Here is a 19720-nt window from a genome sequence, read left to right on the forward strand (position 1 = left end):
ATACTGATTTCGAGCAAAAGGTCAAAACTCTTTAATATTTTTATTTTTTATAACCTCTTAAAATTTTTAAAGTTAAGCTATATTGACGCAGCTTTGTATAGCGAAGTCTTTGCTGAAACTTCCCATGTTTATGGGTTTTTATGTAGTTAGGATATTTTATTAAAAAGAGTGAAATTAAGGCTATAAGACTTTGATTGTAAAAATATACTAGTATTTGAGGGGGCAATATTCCAAATTATATGACCAAAAGAGAGTGACTAATGATTAATCGATTTTTGTGTTACTTGTTTGCTATTGTATTTTTTAGTCAGGGGGCCATAGCCAATAACGTAATTAAAGCGTGCGGCCATCATGATTATGCGCCTTGGAACGCTTTACATGATGATAGCATTGTAGGGCTTTGCGCTGACATTGCTACGGAATTGTATAGCAGAATAGGTTACAAAGTTGATCATAGCTATGTTGGCCCCTGGAAGCGCTGTCAAATGTTAATAGAGAACGGCGCTGTAGATATGAATATTTGTTCTTTTAAGAACATCAATAGAGCAGAGTATTCAGTATTTATGCCGAGTGCCATAGCAACCAATGAAAACGCATTATTTATAAAAGCTAACTCGACAATTGATTATCAAACACTAGATGACTTAAATGGGTTAATTATTGGAAAAGTTAGAGGTGTCAGTTTAGGTGATCAGGTTGACGACTATTTAAGCCAAAACGCTGTGGTTGCTGTAGTAGAGGATTATTCTAAGTTGTTTAAAATGCTTTTGTTAGGTCGTGTTGAGGCGTTCATATTTAGTCGAGAGTCTGGGAAAGATTATATATCTAAACATAACTTACAATACAAAATCATTGATTTGCCTAAGCCGATTGTAATTGGAAAGTTACATATATCCCTGTCTAAAAAATCTAAACACCTTTCAACAATAAAAGATATTAATAATGTATTTTTAAGCGATGACTATCAAGAATGGCAGGCTGAGTTGTTTAAGAAATACAAATTTAGCCAATTCGATATGCAATAATAGGGTAAATTAAAATTCAACTTATAGTTAAAAACTCTATATTTTAGGTTGTGTTGGTAGGCAAGTTTCGTTCTGTTAATGTGAAGTTATATGCTCAATAAAGCATTGAGCCTATTATTATATTGGTGTTCCTAATTATATAAAAGGTAGCAGCTTAAGTGAAAAATTCTTGGTTAAATATTTCAGTTACTCATCCTAAAATTGTATTGATGTTAGGCATAACTCTAATTGTCGCTTCGGCACTAGGTGCTAAAAACCTATATTTTAGAGGGGATTACAAGGTGTTTTTTGAGGACGACAACCCTCAAAGAATGGCATTTGAACATATGCAGAACACTTTCAGTAAAAATGAAAATGTAAGCATTATTATAGCCCCAAAATCTGGCAACGTATTTACCAAAGAAACTTTAACTCTAATACAAGAAATGACAGAACAGGCTTGGCAAACGCCTATGTCAATTCGAGTGGACTCTCTTACAAACTTTCAACATACCTGGGCTGAAGACGATGACCTTGTGGTTGATGATTTGGTACTTGAGCCCGTTAATATTTCTGAAGATGAAATAAATAGAGTTAAACATATAGCTTTGAATGAGCCTAACTTAGTTGGCCGTATGGTGTCTGAGAAAGGACATGTTTCAATCGTAAATATTATTATTAATTTACCTGACGGGGATCAAACGGAAGAAGTGTTTGTTATTACCGAGTTTGTAAAAGAGATGACAAATACTTTCAAAAACCAGTATCCAAACCATGACTTTTATCACACTGGTATGGTGATAATGAACAACGCATTTGCTGACTCTGCCAAACAAGATGCGTCAACACTTATCCCCCTTATGTTTTTGGCTATTTTGGTTATTATGTGGCTGTTGTTGCGTACTTTCGTTGGAACTGTAGCGACACTATTCGTGATAATCGCGAGTATTCTATCTACTATGGGGTTAGCGGGGTGGTTTGGTTTTTTTCTAAGCACTGCCAGCGTAAATGTACCTACTATAGTGATGACGTTAGCAGTGGCAGACTGTATTCATGTAATATCCAGTATGATGTTCTCAATGAGTCAAGGAAAAGATAAAAGAGAAGCGCTTTTATATAGTATTCACTTAAACAAAAAGCCAATCTTAATTACCAGTTTAACTACGGCTATTGGATTTCTTACGTTAAACTTTTCAGAAGTACCTATTTTAGCTGATTTAGGTAACCTTACTGCCATAGGTGTGGTGTTTGCGTGTGTTTTCTCCCTGAGTATTTTACCCGCCATGATAGTGTTATTACCCTTAAATAAGGTCAAAGCACAGAATAGACATATAGGAGCCACAGAAAAATTTGGGGAGTGGGTTATAAGCCACCATAATAAATTATTGCCAATTAGTTTGGTGGTGACTTTGCTGGCGATCGGATTTTCATTTAAGAATCATTTAAACGATATTGCTACTGATTATTTTGATGATACTACTGAATTTAGGCAGTCCACTAATTTCCAAGAGCAAAACCTTAGCGGTATGACTAGTATTGATTTTGCTATCAACTCAAATATTGATTCGGGGATCAATATTCCTGAGGTTCTTATTATTGTAGAGCAGTTTAGTGAGTGGTTGCGGGCTCAACCGGAAGTGGACCATGTTTCCACAATTGCCGACACTTACAAGCGCTTGAATAAAAATATGAACAAGGATGACATGGCATTTTATAAGCTACCCGATGACCGGGAGTTGGCGGCTCAATATTTATTGATGTATGAGTTTTCATTACCTTATGGACTAGATTTAACCAATCAACTCGATTTAAATAAATCTGCTACTCGAATTATGACCGTAGTAAAAAACCTAGGTAGTAAAGAATTGACAGGCCTAGAGTCCCGAGCCAGAACTTGGTTTGATGATAATGTTGATGACTATAGTTTAATTGTGGCCAGCCCTAATCTGATGTTCGCACATATTGGAGAAGCTAATATGGAAAGTATGTTGAAGGGATCCGTTGTTGCTTTAATCTTGATTTCAATTTTACTGGTGTTTGCTTTGAGATCATGGCGAATGGGCATAATCAGTTTGTTACCTAACTTATTACCGGCTTGTATAGGGTTTGGAATTTGGGGGCTTTATTCCGCTGAAGTTAATTTAGGGCTATCGATAGTACTAAGTATGACGTTAGGGATTATTGTAGATGATACGGTGCATTTTTTGACTAAGTATGGCCATGCAAGAGGGCTTGGTCAAAATGCCAAGAGCAGTGTGCGTTTTGCTTTTGCAAGTGTAGGGAAAGCATTGTGGGTGACAACTTTAGTTTTAGCTGCAGGGTTTTCAGTTTTAACCCTGTCTCCTTTCGCAGTTAACTCTGAAATGGGTTTACTAACGAGTATCATTATTGTGGTCGCCTTAGTTGTAGACTTCTTATTTTTACCTGCATTCTTAATTGCGTTTGATCGCAAAAAAAATGAGAATGCCCCCGTTTTATCTTAATCAGGAATATTCCATGACTAACCTTAAATCTAGGTGTTGCCAATTATTAATGGTTCTATCTTTAGTACTTTTACTAGACTTCAACGTTTATGCTCAAACTGCTGAAGAAAAAGGGCTCGAAATTGCCAAAGAGCGTAAAGCTAGAGACGTAGGTTGGGGTGACAGTTCCGCAGATGTCAGTATGATTTTAAGGAATGCTCAAGGACAAGAAGTTGAGCGTAAAATGCGTATTAAGTCTTTGGAGGTTATAGGTGATGGTGATAAAGGATTAACAATTTTTGATCAGCCATTGGACGTAAAGGGGGCTGCATTTCTAAGTTTTTCACATACCAATGAACCAGATGACCAATGGATATATTTACCAAAACGTAAACGGGTAACGCGAATTCGTTCGAAAAACAAGTCGGGCCCCTTTATGGGCAGTGAGTTTGCTTATGAAGACATGAGCTCTTTCGAAATTGAAAAGTTTGCGTTTAAATTTTTAAGAGAAGAACGTTTTGATGGTCAAGCTTGTTTTGTAGTAGAGCAAATCCCTTTGGATAAAAACTCAGGTTATACCAAACAAGTGGTTTGGCTCGATAAAAAGCATTACCGAGTTTTGAAAATTGAATCCTATGATCGTAAAAAGAGCCTATTAAAGGAGCTAGTGATGGAAGAGTATGAGTTATATTTAAACAAATACTGGCGGCCTTTGAGAATGGAAATGTTTAATGAGCAAAATGGAAAAAGTACCGAGTTAGTGACACATAATCTCGAGTTTGGTGTGGGACTGGGTAAGGGTGACTTTGACGAAGCTAGACTTAAAAATGTTAAGTAAAAATCAAAATTTTGAATTAAAGGTCGAAAATTGAAACTGCTCGGTGCATTTTTTATTGCAATTTACCCTATGATTACGCTTGCTGATATTGAGTACCATGGTGATGCAGGGGTAGAGCAACGCTATTTTTTTGAAGATGCAGCTTACCCACAACAACAAAGAAGTAATTTATCTGGATACTTTTCTCCTGAGTTGTACACATCATTCAATAATGGTGATGACAGTATAGTATTGAAAGGGTTTTTACGTGTTGATCAGCAAGACTCAGAAAGAACTCATGTGGATATTCGCGAGTTAAAATGGACTCATGCGGGTGCAGACTGGGAATTTCAAGCTGGTATAGGAAAAGTATTCTGGGGACAAACCGAATCTTTACATTTAGTTGATATCATTAATCAAACCGATGCTGTTGAAGCGATTGATGGCGAAGACAAGCTTGGTCAACCTATGGCTACTTTTTCTCTATTTAAGGATTGGGGAAACACCACAGTTTACTTGTTACCTTACTTTAGAGAACGCACATTTTCAGGACTTGATGGTCACTTTCGTGCCCCTTTACCAGTAAATACGGATAACTCGCTTTATGAGTCCGATGATGAAGAGCAACATCTCGATTGGGCTGCACGCTGGGAATACTCTTTGGAAAATTGGGATTTAGGTTTGTCTTATTTTGATGGCACCTCTAGAGAGCCTCTTTTTTTGTTAGATACCAATGAGTCCTCTGAGTCGAGCATTCAGCCTTATTATCCTTTATTGCAGCAAGTTGGTTTAGATGCGTTGACTTTAGTGGGAGACTGGACGCTTAAATTTGAAGGTGTTCATCGTAAAATTCTCGATCAAAGTACCAGTGCTTTTGTGGGGGGATTTGAGTATTCCTTTGTTCAAGTGTTTGATAGCTTTATTGACGTAAACTGGCTAATGGAATATCAATACGACGAACGTGATACCGAGACCCAAGCACAAAATGATTTGATGTTAGGAAGTCGTATTGTGTTTAATGATATTGATGGCACAGAAATTTTAATCGGTGCGGTTCAGGATTTAGATTATCCAAATGTTAGGTCCGGTTTTATTGAGGCTTCTAGTAGAATCAATGACAATTGGAAATGGCGTGTAGATGGGTGGTTTTTCTCCAGTGATGAACCCTCTGAACCAACCTATTTAATTCGCCGTGACGATTACCTGCAACTTAGTTTGGAATATTATTTTTAAGTCTCGCTATTGCTAGTCGTCTACCCAACGGTTCTTTATTTCTAAAATAGCTGGTAGTTTTTGTTCAAATAGGTCTACTAATTCGGGATCAAAGTGTTTGTGCTTTTGCTCTCTAATAAAGTTCATGGCTTCTTCTATTGGAATTTCTTTCTTCACCGACTAACCCCTTAGGCTTGTTGTGCCACCTGAAAAGCCATAAATGCAGAGAGCTCAGCAATGACTAATGATAATGTCACCCAACCTAGGTGAAATTCACCTACAAGGAATAAAATAGTCGATTGGTAGTCAAATACATTTAATATCTAGTTCATTATTAAGTCTTACAAAGATGCTCTGCGTGGAAAGACAGGTGTTCTTCAATGAAGCTAGCAATAAAAAAGTAACTGTGATCATAGCCAGGGTGATAGCGAAACTCTGCTTTATAATTTATATCTTTGGCAACTTGTTCTAATGGGCTTGTAAGCTTTTGGGTATGAAAAAAATTGTCATCTAGCCCTTGGTCAATCAGCATAGGGATATGTAAAAAGCTACCTTGTTGGCGCATCAATGCACAGCTGTCGTAAGCCTCCCAATCTTTGGTGTTTGCCCCTAAATAGTGTTTAAACGCTTTTTGTCCCCATTGGCAATCACTTGGGTTAACAATAGGAGCAAAAGCCGAGACTGAACAATATTGTTTCATATTAGACAAAGCGACGATTAAAGCACCATGTCCTCCCATTGAGTGCCCTGCAATTGCTGCTTTGGGTTTGACCTTAAACTCTTTTTGAATAAGGCTTGGCAGCTCATCAACTATATAGTCATACATTTGATAATTATCTTGCCAAGGTTGCTCTGTAGCATTCACATAAAAACCTGCTCCTAACCCAAGATCATAAGCGCCATCTGCTGCATCAGGGACTGCATCCCCTCTAGGACTGGTATCTGGCATCACTAACATTATTCCTAATTTAGCTGCTGCTCTTTGTGCCCCGGCTTTGGTGGCAAAGTTTTCATCGGTGCACGTTAATCCGCTTAACCAATACAACACTGGTAATCTTTGATTCGTGTCTTTAACTGGAGGAATAAATACACTAAATTTCATTTCGCAATTTAGTACCCTAGAACGATGGCTATAACGCTTTTGCGTGCCACCAAAACACTTATTGGCACTCAACTCAGCAAGTTCTGTTGCAATAGTCATTAAAAATGCACCACGCTACGAATTGATTTGCCTTCATGCATAAGATCAAAGGCAGAGTTGATATCTTCTAGAGCCATGGTATGGGTTATAAAGGTATCTAATTCAAACTCTCCATCCATGTAGCGTTGTACATAATCAGGAAGTTGACTACGGCCTTTTACCCCACCAAATGCAGTACCACGCCAAACACGACCGGTAACTAGTTGGAATGGGCGGGTTGATATTTCTTGGCCTGCACCTGCGACTCCAATAATCACAGATTCGCCCCAGCCTTTGTGACAGCATTCAAGTGCTGAGCGCATTACATCTACATTTCCGATACACTCAAACGAGTAATCCACCCCGCCTTCGGTCATATCGACGATAATTTCTTGAATAGACTTATCATAATCTTTAGGGTTAACAACATCCGTTGCTCCTAACTTTTTCGCAATATCAAATTTGTCTTCGTTGACATCAATAGCAATAATACGGCCTGCTTTCGCCATTTTCGCCCCAATCAATACCGACAAGCCAATTCCGCCTAGTCCAAAAACTGCAACAGTATCGCCTTCTTTAACTTTAGCTGCATTGGTGACAGCTCCCATTCCAGTGGTAACCCCACAACCTAGTAAGCATACCTTTTCTAATGGTGCTTCTTTAGGGATTTTAGCGAGAGCTATTTCAGGAACAACAGTATGTTCAGCAAAAGTCGAGGTTCCCATGTAGTGATAAATAGGTTCGCCGTTAATGGAAAATCGGCTCGTTCCATCCGGCATGACACCATTACCTTGAGTACTACGAATCGCTTGGCAAAGGTTAGTCTTACCTGATAAACAGAATTTACATTTACCACACTCTGGTGTGTATAAAGGAATAACGTGGTCGCCAACCTCAACTAAGGTCACTCCCTCACCAATGGCTTGGACTATGCCTGCACCCTCGTGGCCTAATATGGCAGGAAATAAACCTTCAGGATCATCACCAGACAAGGTATAAGCGTCGGTGTGACACACACCTGTGGCAATAATTTTTACTAAAACTTCGCCTTTTTTAGGCGGTGCTAAATCTACTTCTTCAATGGTTAAAGGTTGATTAGCAGCCCAAGCGACTGCAGCACGTGTTTTTATACTTTGCATTGATTTTCCAATATTTATTTAAGTCGTATTAGTCGTGTTAAAAACAATAACCTAGCAGGCGAATATTGTCGGCCTTCCAAACTACATTACTAATTTCGTAACCTTTTAAGCATAGCTGTTCTTTTTCTAGTTTTAATTTTAAGGCGTTAGCGGCTCTATCTTCTAGATCCAGTTTAGTTTGATTATTAGCCTGAATATCTAACCTTTGATTGTCTGACCGAGAGTTAAAACTATCTTGTCTGGGCCTATCTATCTCTTGTCTTCCCTTACGCAATAAAGACTCTTGGGAGGTATTTTCCCAAGATATTCCGTATACGAATTCTGTTTGCCCATTCTCACTAATTCGGGTTTCAAACTTTTCTTCGGTCATAATAGGTGGTGCTGACCCGCTAACACACGCAATGCACCCAAAAAGCACCAGAATCATTATACAAACCTTATTCATTAAACTTAACAACCCCTGCTTATTATCTTTATTATGTTATTAATTTAGATACTAAACATTGACAGCAAACTAAGCAATTTGTGATTTGGTATTTAGCTGTATTTAACTATACCTATTTAGCTGAAAGTATAAGTTTGCTGTAGCTTAAGCATAATTGTTGCAACTTATGAAAATGTAGTATGGTATTAATAATAGATTTTAAATTGGACTAAAGCGTGATAATGAAAAGGCTTTTGCTACTGTTATTAGGCTGTGTGGCTTGTTGGCAAGGAATAGCTGCAGATAGGCTATACAGTGTATTTTCTTTAGGTATAACTAATTTAGAAGTCGCAGATAATAGCAACCAAAATCTAAGCTATAAACTTGGGTTAGGGTATCAGTTTCATCCTAAGTGGTATGTGGAAGCAGGATATCAACAGTTGGGTTATGATGAGCTTTTTGTTGGCACATTACCTACAGCGAATGAGGTTGTAAATGAAAAAAAACTTATCCAAGGTGATGCCTTATTTTTAGCTGTTTTAGGGAAGGCCTCTAACAGGTACGGAGAGTTATTTTATCGTTTAGGTCTGTTAAAAACAGATGTCAGAGGCCAGGGCTTACAAGCTGGGATACAAGAATGCCAATTAGGTCAAGGCACGACTATAGAGATTGATAATTACGGTACTGCAACCTTGTGTGATTATGACGAGGGGGGCGTAGCTGCAGTTATTGGCTTAGGGTTTGATTATTTTGTTGGAGCCAGAACCCTAGTTCGTACTGAAATTGAATATATTAAAGGGCAGGATGACCTAGAGGCAGCTTCATTGTTTGTTGGCTTACGATATAACTTTTAATTAATCAAATTGGTACCAATGTAAGGCATTATTATAAATGATGTTGGTAGGGCAAAGTTCGCAGCCTTCCAATAGCAGTTTGTAGTTGCCCCATAACTCTTTATAAGAGTGACTAAAAGTACATAGAGGGAAGTTACTTGCTAACATCACTCTTTGCTCACCGAATACTGCTAAGCAATCTTTTAATAGATTTGAAGCCTGTTCAAGCTTCCACCGTCTATCTGACATTTCCCATCCTGATAGCTTAATAGCGACGTTATCATACTGTGATAATTTTATGAGGTTAGCGTTCCAGCTTCGCTGCGCGGTTGGTGTAAAATTATCAAGGGGCCAGCCACCATGGTTTATGATGACTTTTAACAAAGGGAGTTTTTTAACTATTGTAATCAACTGCCCTACGCCTGAGTCATCAGCTAAAGAGAGTTGTGCGTCAAAACTTAGGTTTTGCTGCTGTAACAGAGCAAGGTGTTTGTAGGTCATATTAGAGCTTAAAACTTTATAAGCATCGTCATCTAAAATATAACGTATTCCCACCACAGAGGCTCGTTGTTTTAATTGTTGAATGTGTGTATTGAAAGTCTCAGTACATAGGTCTGCATATGCCACACTCTTAAATGGTAAGGTACAATTTTGTTCTAGCCAGTCAATTTCACGCCAAGGTTGTTGGTTATCAAACCCTGCTTCAATATGCACAAAACCAGCTAGCTCTTGGGCCTCGCCGAGGTGCAAGTTTGTTTCATTGAAATCACGGTTAATGTTTGTTTTGTCTGGCCATAGGGGCGCATTGTATGGTTTTAGCCAATCATATTTACCTTTATTTAAATCAAATAAATGTATGTGGGGATCAATGATCTTCAGCGGGGCTTTATTCATAATACATGCTGTTATTGGGCGGTATAGCCACCATCGATGGACTGTAGGCTTCCAGTAATAAATGCTGCATCATTTGTAGCTAAAAAATAGGTTAATGCTGCTACTTCGTGAGCTTTACCCAACCTTCCAAGAGGTTGTAATCTGGCTTCTTCTTTGTGAACGTTTTTAATATCCGCCCCTGACTTGTCTACATAGTTTTGAATGGCTGTATGGTACAAGGGAGTTTCAATGGTGCCGGGGCATATTGCATTGGCTCTGATATTAAATTTTGCATAATCCAAGGCTGTAGTTTTTGCCATTGATGCTAAGGCTGTTTTACTTAGGTTGTAAGCAAAAGAGTTGGGTTTTGCGACTATTGCCTGATCCGATGCCATATACAAAATAACCCCAGACAGCTGTTGTTTCATTATTGGTAAAACAGCTTTAGTTGCGGCGATTGCGCCTTTTACATTGAGTGAAAATACGCGCTCAAAATCTTCATCTGTAGTTTGTTCTATATTGCCCGAGTAATGAATGCCCGCATTGGATATTAGTGCATCTACTCTTTTATGTTGATTAATGATACTTTGAAAATTTGATGTTATGTCAACAGCGTTAGACATATCGCATTCAATCCACTCTATGTCTGTTGATTGCTTTGGGTTGCTCTTGATATCGAGATTCACAACATGATAGTTGTACTCTAAAAATTTTTGGCACACCGCATCACCAATACCAAAACTACCACCAGTCACTATGCATATTTTTTTATGTGTTTGGGTTTTCATATAGGGTTTAGGTATCTCATTAAACGAATTCATTGGAGCAGGTGCAGTAAGTGTAAAGATGTGTTTTAAGCATTACAACGGTTTAGGTATCTTGTAGAATAAATAATAGCTGTCACTTTTAATTCTGTTAAGAAAAGCGAGACCTTTTTGCTGTTTTTAGTTCCACGTGTTGTTACCTATGTTTGTGTCCTTTTATATATCTCTATTGCCCCTTTCAGTGCATTAGCTGCTGTTGAAATTCAGGGTGTAAAAAACTCTACCATTAATGAGAATATTCAAGCACATATTGGGTACCTAGATACTCCCACAAGTATTTATCAGTACTCCCAATACAAACAACAACTCGTTGAAAAAGTGAATATTGCTACCCAAGTTTATGGTTATTACCACGTTCAAGTTCAAGTGATTGCGCCCCCACAAGGTGCCCCTAAAAAAGACTGGAGTCTTAAAGTTGATCTAGGGCAGGTAACTAAGCTTAGAGAGGTTGTCATTATTATTGATGGTGAAGGAGCTCAAGACTCAGAGATCATGCAGTGGAAAACTTCGGTAAAGTTAAAACAAGGTAGCCCCCTTGAACATGCTCTTTACGACAGTACAAAGTCACAATTACAAAGCTTAATGCTATCCCGTGGATATTTCGATTCTGAATACAAGCAAAGTACTATCAAAGTGTATGAGTCTTTAAATGTGGCCGATATCACCTTGCATATGAATACAGGAATTCGCTACAAATTTGGTGAATTACAATTTGGTCAAGATGCAAGAGCTAAAGAGTTAGTGACAGAGTTATTACCTTTCAAAACAGGTGACTTTTATGTGGCTAGCCAATTAGGCTTACTCAACCGTAGAGTTAAACAAACCCAGTATTTTACTAACGCAATTGTTAGGCCTTTATTGTCAAAAGCAAAAGACTTTGTTATTCCAATTGAAGTCATCTTAACCCACAAACCAAGGGATAATTTTGATGTGGGGGCGGGTGTTTCATCTGATGTTGGTCCACGATTTACCGGTAAATGGCAGCGCCCTTGGGCAAACAGTAGTGGCCATTCAGTCGGAGGCCAAGTTTATCTATCGGAGCCAGAGCAGTATATTTCCTTAAACTATAAAGTGCCTTTAGAAGACGCCATTCAAAATTATTTAAGTTATCAGGTGGGGTACCAAGCTGAGGATGACAACGATACAGATAGTGAAAAGTGGTCAATATCTGCTACTAGGCATTGGACTGTGGTTGGCTCAGATTGGCAGCGTTCAGCATTCCTAAAGCTTGAACAAGAAACCTTTACTCAAGGTTTAGAAGAAGAGCAAACTACGCGTTTGTTAATACCTGGTATGACAATAAGTCGGTTACGAAGCCGAGGTGGTCTTGATATTAATTGGGGGGACAAACAAACCATTACAGTTGAAGTGGCATCTGACTCTGTGTTATCAGATATCAATCTAGTTCGAATATTAGCGAAAACTAAATGGGTTAGAAGCTTAGGTCAACATCGCTTTCAATGGAGAATTGAAGTGGGTGGCATTGTCACTAACGACTTCGACCAAGTGCCTTCTAGTTTGCGATTTTTTACTGGGGGAGACCAAAGCGTTAGAGGGTTTGACTATAACACTTTGTCACCATTTGAATTGGACGATGACGGAGAAGAAGAGCTAATAGGGGGACAGTTCTTAGCTGTGGCAAGCTTTGAATATTCATACCCTGTGTCTGATAGTTGGCGAGCAGCTGTGTTTATTGATGGGGGCAACGCGACTGATAACCCTATAGAAGATTATGCATTAGGAGCGGGGATTGGGGCTATCTGGAATTCACCCATTGGGCCAGTGCGCTTCTATTTGGCTAAAGGGAAAAGCGACTTTGGTTTTACTCGTTATTTCCACCTTTCTATGGGGCCATCGTTATGAGTGATAAAGCTAAGGATACTCAAGCTACCCATCACGCCTTAACTAAAAGAAAACTAGTAAAGCTATTTTATCGTACCATTTTGGCATTTTTGATCGTGTTGGTGCTGGTGGTTGGTTTTATATTTACTCCCTACGGCGCCAAAGTTTTACTTAATACCGCAGATAGCATGTTAGAGCCATTAGATATCGAATATGGCAGTGGTGGGCTAAGTTCAGAGCTATATTTAACACGCCTTGAATGGCGTGATGCTGTGACTCAAGCTGTTCTTAACGACCTAACCGTATCTATTAGTTTTGAATGCATATGGCAGCTAGCAGTGTGCGTAGACTCACTTAGTACCTCAAAAGTAGCTGTAAATATTGCTCCAGCTAGCACCCCAGACTCTACAGATGTCACTACATCAGTTATCACCTTGCCTATTCCAGTGTCTGTTAAAAATATTGATGTAAGCAACCTTTCAGTAAGCCTAGAAAATGCCTTAAATTTAACTTGGCAGCAGCTAAACGGGGAGTTGAGTTTTTATAAGGAATTACAAGTACCCAAAATGCAGCTGCAAAATTTGATTGTGACCACTTATGCCAATGAAACTGCACAACCTACAACAAGCTTTGAGTGGTCTAGGTGGCAATATGAGCCGCTACAACCACTTCCCATAATTTTGCCAATACACTTTAATGTTCTAGATTTTACAATGTTAGATACTGAGCTAAATATTGCTGATCAGGAGTCAATTACATTAAAAAAAGTTAATGTACAGGCTGCGGGAAATAGTAACAATTTTGAGTTAAGTGAGCTTTATGTTGAACATCAGCTAGGCCATATCAATGTAAAAGGCAATATACAGTTAGATGGTGAACTCACTCACGAGTTAACCTTAGATGGGCAAGGCTTGTGGCCAGAAAACAACCCTATAACGGTTGCTATTGCCTCTAATGGCAGTATTCAAAAGGTGACGACAACATTAAATGTGGTCAGTGGTGATAACGCCTATAATTCGCAAACTGCAGTAACAGCTTTATCGGCAGAGGTTTCAGCTCAGTTATCTAGAGCCGGTTTACCTTTGAATGCATCGCTAAGTTGGAATAACCTAGGTTGGCCATTAACTGAACCTAACTTCAATTCAGAAGCTGGAGATTTAAAGCTGAGTGGCAGTTTAGATGAATTAAAATTGATTTTAACTACAGGCGTGAGTGGAGAAGATATTCCTAATGCCCAGTTACATATCCTTGCTTTAGCTAAAGTAAATTCAAAACAGAAATCACTTAGCCTAGATAAATTATTAATCAAAACCTTAGAGGGTGAGGTTAATACTAAAGGCTCTTTAGATTTTGCAAAAACCTTAACATGGCAAGGTAGCACCCAAGTTCAAAATATAAAGCCAGGTGTCTTTTGGCCAGATATACAGGCGGAGATAAACGGTACCATTCCGACTAAATTCAATAATAGTAATGGCTCATGGGAGTTTGATTCAGAGGCCTTAGATATTGACGGGCTATGGCAAAACTATCCATTATCTATCACCGGTGCTGCATCGTTTGTTGAAAATGGTAAATTGAAAATTCGTGATCTACTTATAAAAAATGCAGAAAACCAGTTATTTGTAACAGGTACAGTGCAACAGCAGCAAGAATTGATAGATTTAAATATTAAGTTAGACGCGCCTGAAGTAGCTGATTCATTTCCACAAGCAAGCGGGGCCATTTCATTGGTTGCCAGCGTTAAAGGTGCGCTATTTGAGCCTGAGGTAAATTATGAATTGTCTGCGGAGCAGCTTAGGTTCTCGGGTATTACAGTGGCGGATGCAACTGGCGCTGGGCAACTTAAATGGGATGATCATAAACCATTAGAAATGGCGTTAACGTTGTCAGGTATACAAGGAATTAATAACCAAGTAGATACTGCAACATTAAGTTTAAAGGGTGATGCCCAAAACCATAACCTTGAGTTAACCACTACGGGTGAAACCACTAGTATAAATGTACAAATTGAAGGCCAGCTAAATGAAACTAGTTGGCAGGGCAGGTGGTTAAAGGGCAAGCTAACTTCGTCCTATGCAAATTTAAATTTAGTCGATGAATTTGAGATACAAACTGACTGGGGTAAACAGGCATACTCAATTGGCAGCCACTGTTGGCGTCAGCAAGAAAGTGAACTGTGTATTACAAAAGCACAGTTTCAGAAAAAAGAGGTGTCTTGGGATTTAGCCATTAAGGAATTTAATTTACTACCTGTAGTACGCAGGTTTATGCCAACCTTGCCTGCATTGCAAACCAATAGTCGCTTGTCATTGGAGTCTTCAGGAACATGGGATATTCAGTCTTTACCTATCGCCACTGTCAATGTGGTGCTGAGCCCTGCTAAGTGGACCTTTACAGCTCAGGATAATTTCCAAATAGATATTCAAGATTTGTCTTTGAGTGCCAGTACGAATGCTGACGATATTCAAGTTGATTTGAACTTTAGTGGCCCAAAAATTGGGCAGCTCACTAGCAGTATTCAAGCTCAACCCGCTTCTTTAGATGGGATACTTGGTTCGCCGATAAAAGGTGAATTGCTTATCTCCGAGTTTAACTTATCGCCTTTTCTGGCACTAGCACCTCAGTTAGACGTTTTACAAGGTGTGATTAAAGGACAATCTGAGGTTTTGGGTACAGTGTCTAGCCCTCTATTACAAGGGGAGTTAGCATTGGTAAATGGTGAGCTTAAAGGCGAGTCATTACCTGTTTGGTTAAGTGATATTCAACAAAAAATTGTTTTAAATGGAAACCATGCTGATTTTAGTGGCAGCTATAGACTAGGAAAAGGACCGGGGGAGTTAAAAGGTCAAATCGCGTGGGTGCCCTCATTGAGTGGCAACCTAAATATTAGTGGTAATGCCCTTGAATTTGATTATCAAAATATCGTAAAAGCTAGTATTAACCCAGACATAACCGTTGAGTTTGCTGCGGATAACGTGGCTGTTAAAGGTGAAATTAGTATACCTTATGCACGAGTTAAAGTTAGGGATTTACCCCAAGGCGCGGTGTCCTTATCTGATGATGTAATCTTGGTAGAGCAAGAAGCGCAGAAGCAGCAAAGTGCACAAAAGTTGACACTTGATCTGCTTATTAAAGTAGATCCTTTAAAAGCCGATGAAGTGAAGCTTGACGCTTTTGGGTTAACCACAGATTTACAAGGGCAACTTCGATTACGAAATAAAAAAGCAGATCTGTTGGCAAGTGGCGAAATTCAGCTTGTAAACGGTAAATATAAAGCTTACGGACAGAACCTCGTCATAAGAGAAGGGGATATTTTGTTTAATAGCACCCTAGATAAGCCCTATTTAAATATTGAAGCGATACGAGATCCTGATTTAACCGAAGATGACGTGGTGGCTGGGTTACGAGTTGAAGGAGGAGTGGAAAGCCCTACTGTAACTGTCTTTTCTGAACCGGAAATGGAGCAGCAACAAAGTTTGTCATATATATTAACGGGGCGAGGTTTAGGTGACTCAAGTGATGACAGTCAAGACACTATATTAACCAATGCCTTGCTATCTTTGGGGCTAGGCCAAAGTGAAAACTTAGTAAGCAAAGCGGGGAACAAGTTAGGCTTTCAAGACGTTTCATTGGATACATCAGGGCAGGGGGATGACACACAGCTATCTCTTACAGGCACCATATCACCGGGTGTGCAATTGCGTTATGGCGTAGGTGTGTTTGATTCTGAGTCTGAAGTGGCAATTCGTTATGAGTTACTTCCTAAGCTCTATTTAGAAGCGGTTAGTGGCCTGGAAAGTACTCTAGATATATATTACCAGTTCAGTCTAGGTAATAATGACAACATGAATTTAAATGAGGATTAAATTTAAAGTGGCAAAGTTAATTATTATAAAAGGGATTGTATAGATGTTTGCATCGCTTGGTTTTGCCGTTGAAGTTACCTTACCTATTAGCTTAATAATTATCTTGGGAGTCTTTCTAAAGCGTATTCGTTGGATTACCGAGGAGTTTGTTGAAACTGGCTCTAAGCTGGTTTTTAACTTGACGTTACCTTGTCTACTGTTTGTTAATATTGCCAATATTAATTTGTCTCAAGAATTTCCAACGTCTCTAATTGGCTTCGGTGCTGTGGTGATGACGATAACGTTTTTATTGTATCATTTTCTTGGGTATTACATTGCAAACAAAGAGGCAAGAGGGGCCTTCGTACAAGGGGCGTGCCGGGGCAATATGGCAATTATTGGTTTGGCATTAGCGGTAAACGCCTTTGGCGATTCGGCATTAGCACTGGCTTCTATCTATTTGGCGGTACTTGTGGTGCCACTCAATGTTTTTTCAATTTTGACTCTCTATTATCACCAAGCTGAGACTCCGTCGGTAAAAGCGGTAGCAAAGAGTGTACTGACTAACCCATTGGCGATTGCCATTGGACTTGCACTGGTTGTAGCTTTGTTATCGATTCAGTTACCTAAATTAATCACTGACACCGGTCAATACTTAGCCCGTATGACCTTACCATTAGCATTATTGTGTGTGGGGGCTTCTATTCGCTTACAAGAGTTTCGTGCCTCGAGTTTATTGTATTGGGCTATTGCCAGTAAAATTGCATTTTTACCTTTGGTGGCGACTGTTGCTGGATATACGTTTGGTTTGCGAGGAACTGAGTTAGGCGTACTTTACATGATGACTTCGGCACCGACTGCCGCTGCGGCTTACCCTATGGTGCGTAGTATTGGCGGCGATTATCATCTTACTGCCGCCATTATTGCAGGTAGCACATTATTTTCTCTAATTAGCTCAACAATAGGTTTATTTTTACTACGTCACTTTCAATGGGTGTAACAAAACCAGGTAAAGAAAAGTTATTCGAATAACTTCTCTTTACCACTTTGTAGTGTTCGCGTTGCTAATTGTACTTCTTTTAAAAACATTAATAGTGCGAAAATAAGTAGAAAAAGCGCTAAAACAAATAACGACAAAATCAACTCACTCAGGTCAATTAACCAAAAATCTCCTAAAAATAAACATGTCACCATAGAACATACGAATAGCGCAGAGGCGGTACATAATCCGATAGAACGATTGATAATGGTTATGCGCCTCCATAGGTTTGCTAACTCTTTCTCTGATTGTCTAAGAAAGTCTGGATTTTTAATTGTGTTTACACGACGCTCCATAATACGAGCTCTATCGACTATTCGTCCCAGTCGACCTGACATTACGTTTAGAAAGCCAGCTATGCCGGTCAACATGAATACAGGTGCCACAGCGAGTTGAATTATTTCTGCAATGTCGGGAACGTTAGTTTCCATCTGCGTACCTTAAGTTGTCCAATATTTATGAGACCACCATTCTATAACAATAAAAACCACATCTAAAATTTTACCCATGTAAATTATTACATTTTGGGAAACAAAGTTAGTAAACCATCGGCAATTATGTCTCGCCAAGAAAAGTAATCATGTCCTGCAGAGTATTCCTTATGGTAGGTGGTATAACCTTTTGCTAATAGAACGTCTCGTAAATGGCGGTTAGTTTCTAAGATACCGTCGCCAACATACCTAGAGTTCTCAAATAGACCTGCGCTTAGAAAAAATCGAATGGGTTTTTGAGGCATAGTAATAAAGCGATTAGCAATATAGTGCTGACTGGTGATTCTTTGCTCTTGGGGCGCCCACCAAAATGATCCTGACATTGAGATCACATTGCCAAAAATGTGTGGGTGCCTAAGTGCTATAGAAGTCGCTGCTAATCCACCATAACTAGAGCCTGCAATAATAGTTCTGGTATTAGGGATACTAATGTTCAGTTTTTTATTAATTTGAGGGGCTAGCTCATTAGCTAATACATCTGCGAATAGATTGTTTGCTGGTAATTCATTAGCTCGCGCTGCTGCGTCAGGGTTACTTATGAAAACCGCAATCACAGGTGGAATTTTCTTTTGGGCTATTAGCTGGTCTAGTATTTTAGGAAGTTTAACTAGTTCTAAATACTTTTGAGCATCGAATATATACAGTAATAGGGGATTAGGGCTTGTAATTACTGGAGTATACACAGTTATATCTCTGGTATTTGCTAAGGTGTTACTGCTAAAAGAGAAGGTAGATAAGGTTCCTTTTTCATCTGTTTCTATTGGTAATATGCTAGGTTCTTTAGTGGGGGGGGACAGCTTGATTGTTGAGTAATTGGAGTATTTATCCACTCTAGGGTCTGGCCAAGGAAAATGATTATAAGGATCTTGCTGAGCCACTGCTTTGATTGCTACCCGTCTCGCAAAGCCAGAAAAGGGGGGATAAGGTACGTTAGGTGCAATTTGATAAGATAGCTGTGTGTCTGCTGGTACCACAAAACTTCTATACCAAGTATCAGATTGTCCAAGTTGCTTCAGAGGTTCATGATCATTTGAAGGGCCACCGAGTAATTTGACATTACTATATTCTCCTCGAGCAAGAAACGTCATTAATGTTCCTGATGGAATTTTTTCTATAATTGGAGTGCCCGATTTTTCTACATCAACCCAAAATTTATCTGTGGTATTACCTTGTTTTAAGGCATTTTCTAATGCATTTATTCTTGGGCTTAAAGGGCTATCAATTTTAGGGGGGACTTGTTCTGATATGGATACCTGAGCTTCAAGCTCTATTTTATATGTACCCATTCCTGATAGTCGCCATATTTCAGGACAATTCTCTGCCACTAGATAAAAGTGATTTTTGCCTGTTTTATTATGTATTAGTTGGCGTAACATTTTTCCTTCGGCATTGATAACATCCAAACTTAATGCACTCCCTACGCTATCGAGGTAACCGGCTAAATAGTCTCCCTTAATACATGGTACTTTGATGTCTAGCTCAGATACTCCAGTGCTAAGGCTACCTTTTAATGGAGAGCCTATGGCTAAGTCTAAATTATCAGCACTCCATAATGTTAATGAAACTACGCAGAGTATCCACATTGGTGTTACCACTAAGCATTTTATTAGCTTTGACGTTTTTGTTGTTTTTTTCATTTCTTTCACTTTTATTGATACATATCATTATTTAACCACAAACGCTATTAAAAATCATTCTCATTTGTGTTATCTTGCTTTCGATCTGGTGCACCTCA

General features: G+C 39.0%; 16 protein-coding genes. 8 read left to right on the forward strand and 8 right to left on the reverse strand.

What is annotated here, in order from left to right; all coding sequences use genetic code 11:
- Positions 1–260: 260 nt before the first annotated feature.
- From EOK74_RS03870 to EOK74_RS03885, 4 genes are all read left to right on the forward strand, one after another.
- Positions 261–1025, forward strand: a complete 765-nt coding sequence (locus EOK74_RS03870) for a substrate-binding periplasmic protein (protein WP_133468608.1) — start codon at positions 261–263, stop codon at positions 1023–1025.
- 158 nt (positions 1026–1183) lie between these two features.
- Entirely contained in the window at positions 1184–3487 is a 2304-nt protein-coding gene (locus tag EOK74_RS03875; protein WP_133468609.1) for an efflux RND transporter permease subunit, read from the forward strand.
- A 13-nt stretch (positions 3488–3500) separates the two neighbouring features.
- Positions 3501–4304, forward strand: a complete 804-nt coding sequence (locus EOK74_RS03880; RefSeq protein WP_166638710.1) for an outer membrane lipoprotein-sorting protein — start codon at positions 3501–3503, stop codon at positions 4302–4304.
- A gap of 30 nt (positions 4305–4334) precedes the next feature.
- On the forward strand, positions 4335–5516 hold the full coding sequence (locus EOK74_RS03885; RefSeq protein ID WP_239023999.1) for a hypothetical protein: 1182 nt from the start codon (positions 4335–4337) through the stop codon (positions 5514–5516).
- Between the two features lie 12 nt (positions 5517–5528).
- Here EOK74_RS03885 and EOK74_RS20795 read toward each other — a convergent pair whose 3' ends face one another.
- The 4 genes from EOK74_RS20795 to EOK74_RS03900 form a co-directional block, all read right to left on the reverse strand.
- Positions 5529–5672: a hypothetical protein gene (locus EOK74_RS20795; protein WP_166638711.1), complete on the reverse strand. Its 144-nt coding sequence runs from the start codon at positions 5670–5672 to the stop codon at positions 5529–5531.
- Between the two features lie 157 nt (positions 5673–5829).
- On the reverse strand, positions 5830–6696 hold the full coding sequence (fghA, locus tag EOK74_RS03890) for an S-formylglutathione hydrolase (protein ID WP_133468610.1): 867 nt from the start codon (positions 6694–6696) through the stop codon (positions 5830–5832).
- Complete coding sequence (locus EOK74_RS03895; RefSeq protein WP_133468611.1) at positions 6696–7814, reverse strand: S-(hydroxymethyl)glutathione dehydrogenase/class III alcohol dehydrogenase; 1119 nt, start codon at positions 7812–7814, stop codon at positions 6696–6698. Before EOK74_RS03895 ends, fghA begins: the two co-directional genes overlap by 1 nt.
- 37 nt (positions 7815–7851) lie before the next feature.
- A complete protein-coding gene (locus EOK74_RS03900) occupies positions 7852–8184 on the reverse strand; it encodes a hypothetical protein (RefSeq protein WP_239024000.1) in 333 nt (110 codons plus the stop codon).
- 296 nt (positions 8185–8480) lie between these two features.
- Here EOK74_RS03900 and EOK74_RS03905 point away from each other — a divergent pair, with 296 nt between their 5' ends.
- Positions 8481–9092, forward strand: coding sequence for an outer membrane beta-barrel protein (locus tag EOK74_RS03905; protein ID WP_239024001.1), 612 nt, complete (start codon positions 8481–8483; stop codon positions 9090–9092).
- On the opposite strand, the gene EOK74_RS03910 is transcribed toward EOK74_RS03905, so the two are convergent.
- Together EOK74_RS03910 and EOK74_RS03915 are read right to left on the reverse strand one after the other, a co-directional pair.
- Positions 9093–9965 (reverse strand): amidohydrolase family protein, encoded by an 873-nt coding sequence (locus EOK74_RS03910; protein ID WP_239024002.1) that lies wholly within the window; start codon positions 9963–9965, stop codon positions 9093–9095.
- Between the two features lie 11 nt (positions 9966–9976).
- On the reverse strand, positions 9977–10732 hold the full coding sequence (locus EOK74_RS03915; RefSeq protein WP_133468614.1) for an SDR family NAD(P)-dependent oxidoreductase: 756 nt from the start codon (positions 10730–10732) through the stop codon (positions 9977–9979).
- 147 nt (positions 10733–10879) lie between these two features.
- Here EOK74_RS03915 and EOK74_RS03920 point away from each other — a divergent pair, with 147 nt between their 5' ends.
- From EOK74_RS03920 to EOK74_RS03930, 3 genes are read left to right on the forward strand one after another with little or no spacing between them, the layout of a single operon-like run.
- Positions 10880–12631, forward strand: coding sequence for an autotransporter assembly complex protein TamA (locus EOK74_RS03920; protein WP_133468615.1), 1752 nt, complete (start codon positions 10880–10882; stop codon positions 12629–12631).
- On the forward strand, positions 12628–16476 hold the full coding sequence (tamB, locus tag EOK74_RS03925; RefSeq protein WP_133468616.1) for an autotransporter assembly complex protein TamB: 3849 nt from the start codon (positions 12628–12630) through the stop codon (positions 16474–16476). Before EOK74_RS03920 ends, tamB begins: the two co-directional genes overlap by 4 nt.
- 43 nt (positions 16477–16519) lie before the next feature.
- Positions 16520–17455 (forward strand): AEC family transporter, encoded by a 936-nt coding sequence (locus EOK74_RS03930; protein ID WP_133468617.1) that lies wholly within the window; start codon positions 16520–16522, stop codon positions 17453–17455.
- 20 nt (positions 17456–17475) lie between these two features.
- Here the strand turns inward: EOK74_RS03930 and EOK74_RS03935 are convergent, their stop codons facing one another.
- Both EOK74_RS03935 and EOK74_RS03940 read right to left on the reverse strand, forming a co-directional pair.
- Complete coding sequence (locus EOK74_RS03935) at positions 17476–17925, reverse strand: DUF2721 domain-containing protein (protein WP_133468618.1); 450 nt, start codon at positions 17923–17925, stop codon at positions 17476–17478.
- Between the two features lie 86 nt (positions 17926–18011).
- Positions 18012–19622: an alpha/beta hydrolase gene (locus tag EOK74_RS03940; RefSeq protein ID WP_133468619.1), complete on the reverse strand. Its 1611-nt coding sequence runs from the start codon at positions 19620–19622 to the stop codon at positions 18012–18014.
- Between the last annotated feature and the right edge of the window lie 98 nt (positions 19623–19720).

This window comes from Paraglaciecola marina (assembly GCF_004360155.1).
Lineage (GTDB): Bacteria > Pseudomonadota > Gammaproteobacteria > Enterobacterales > Alteromonadaceae > Paraglaciecola > Paraglaciecola marina.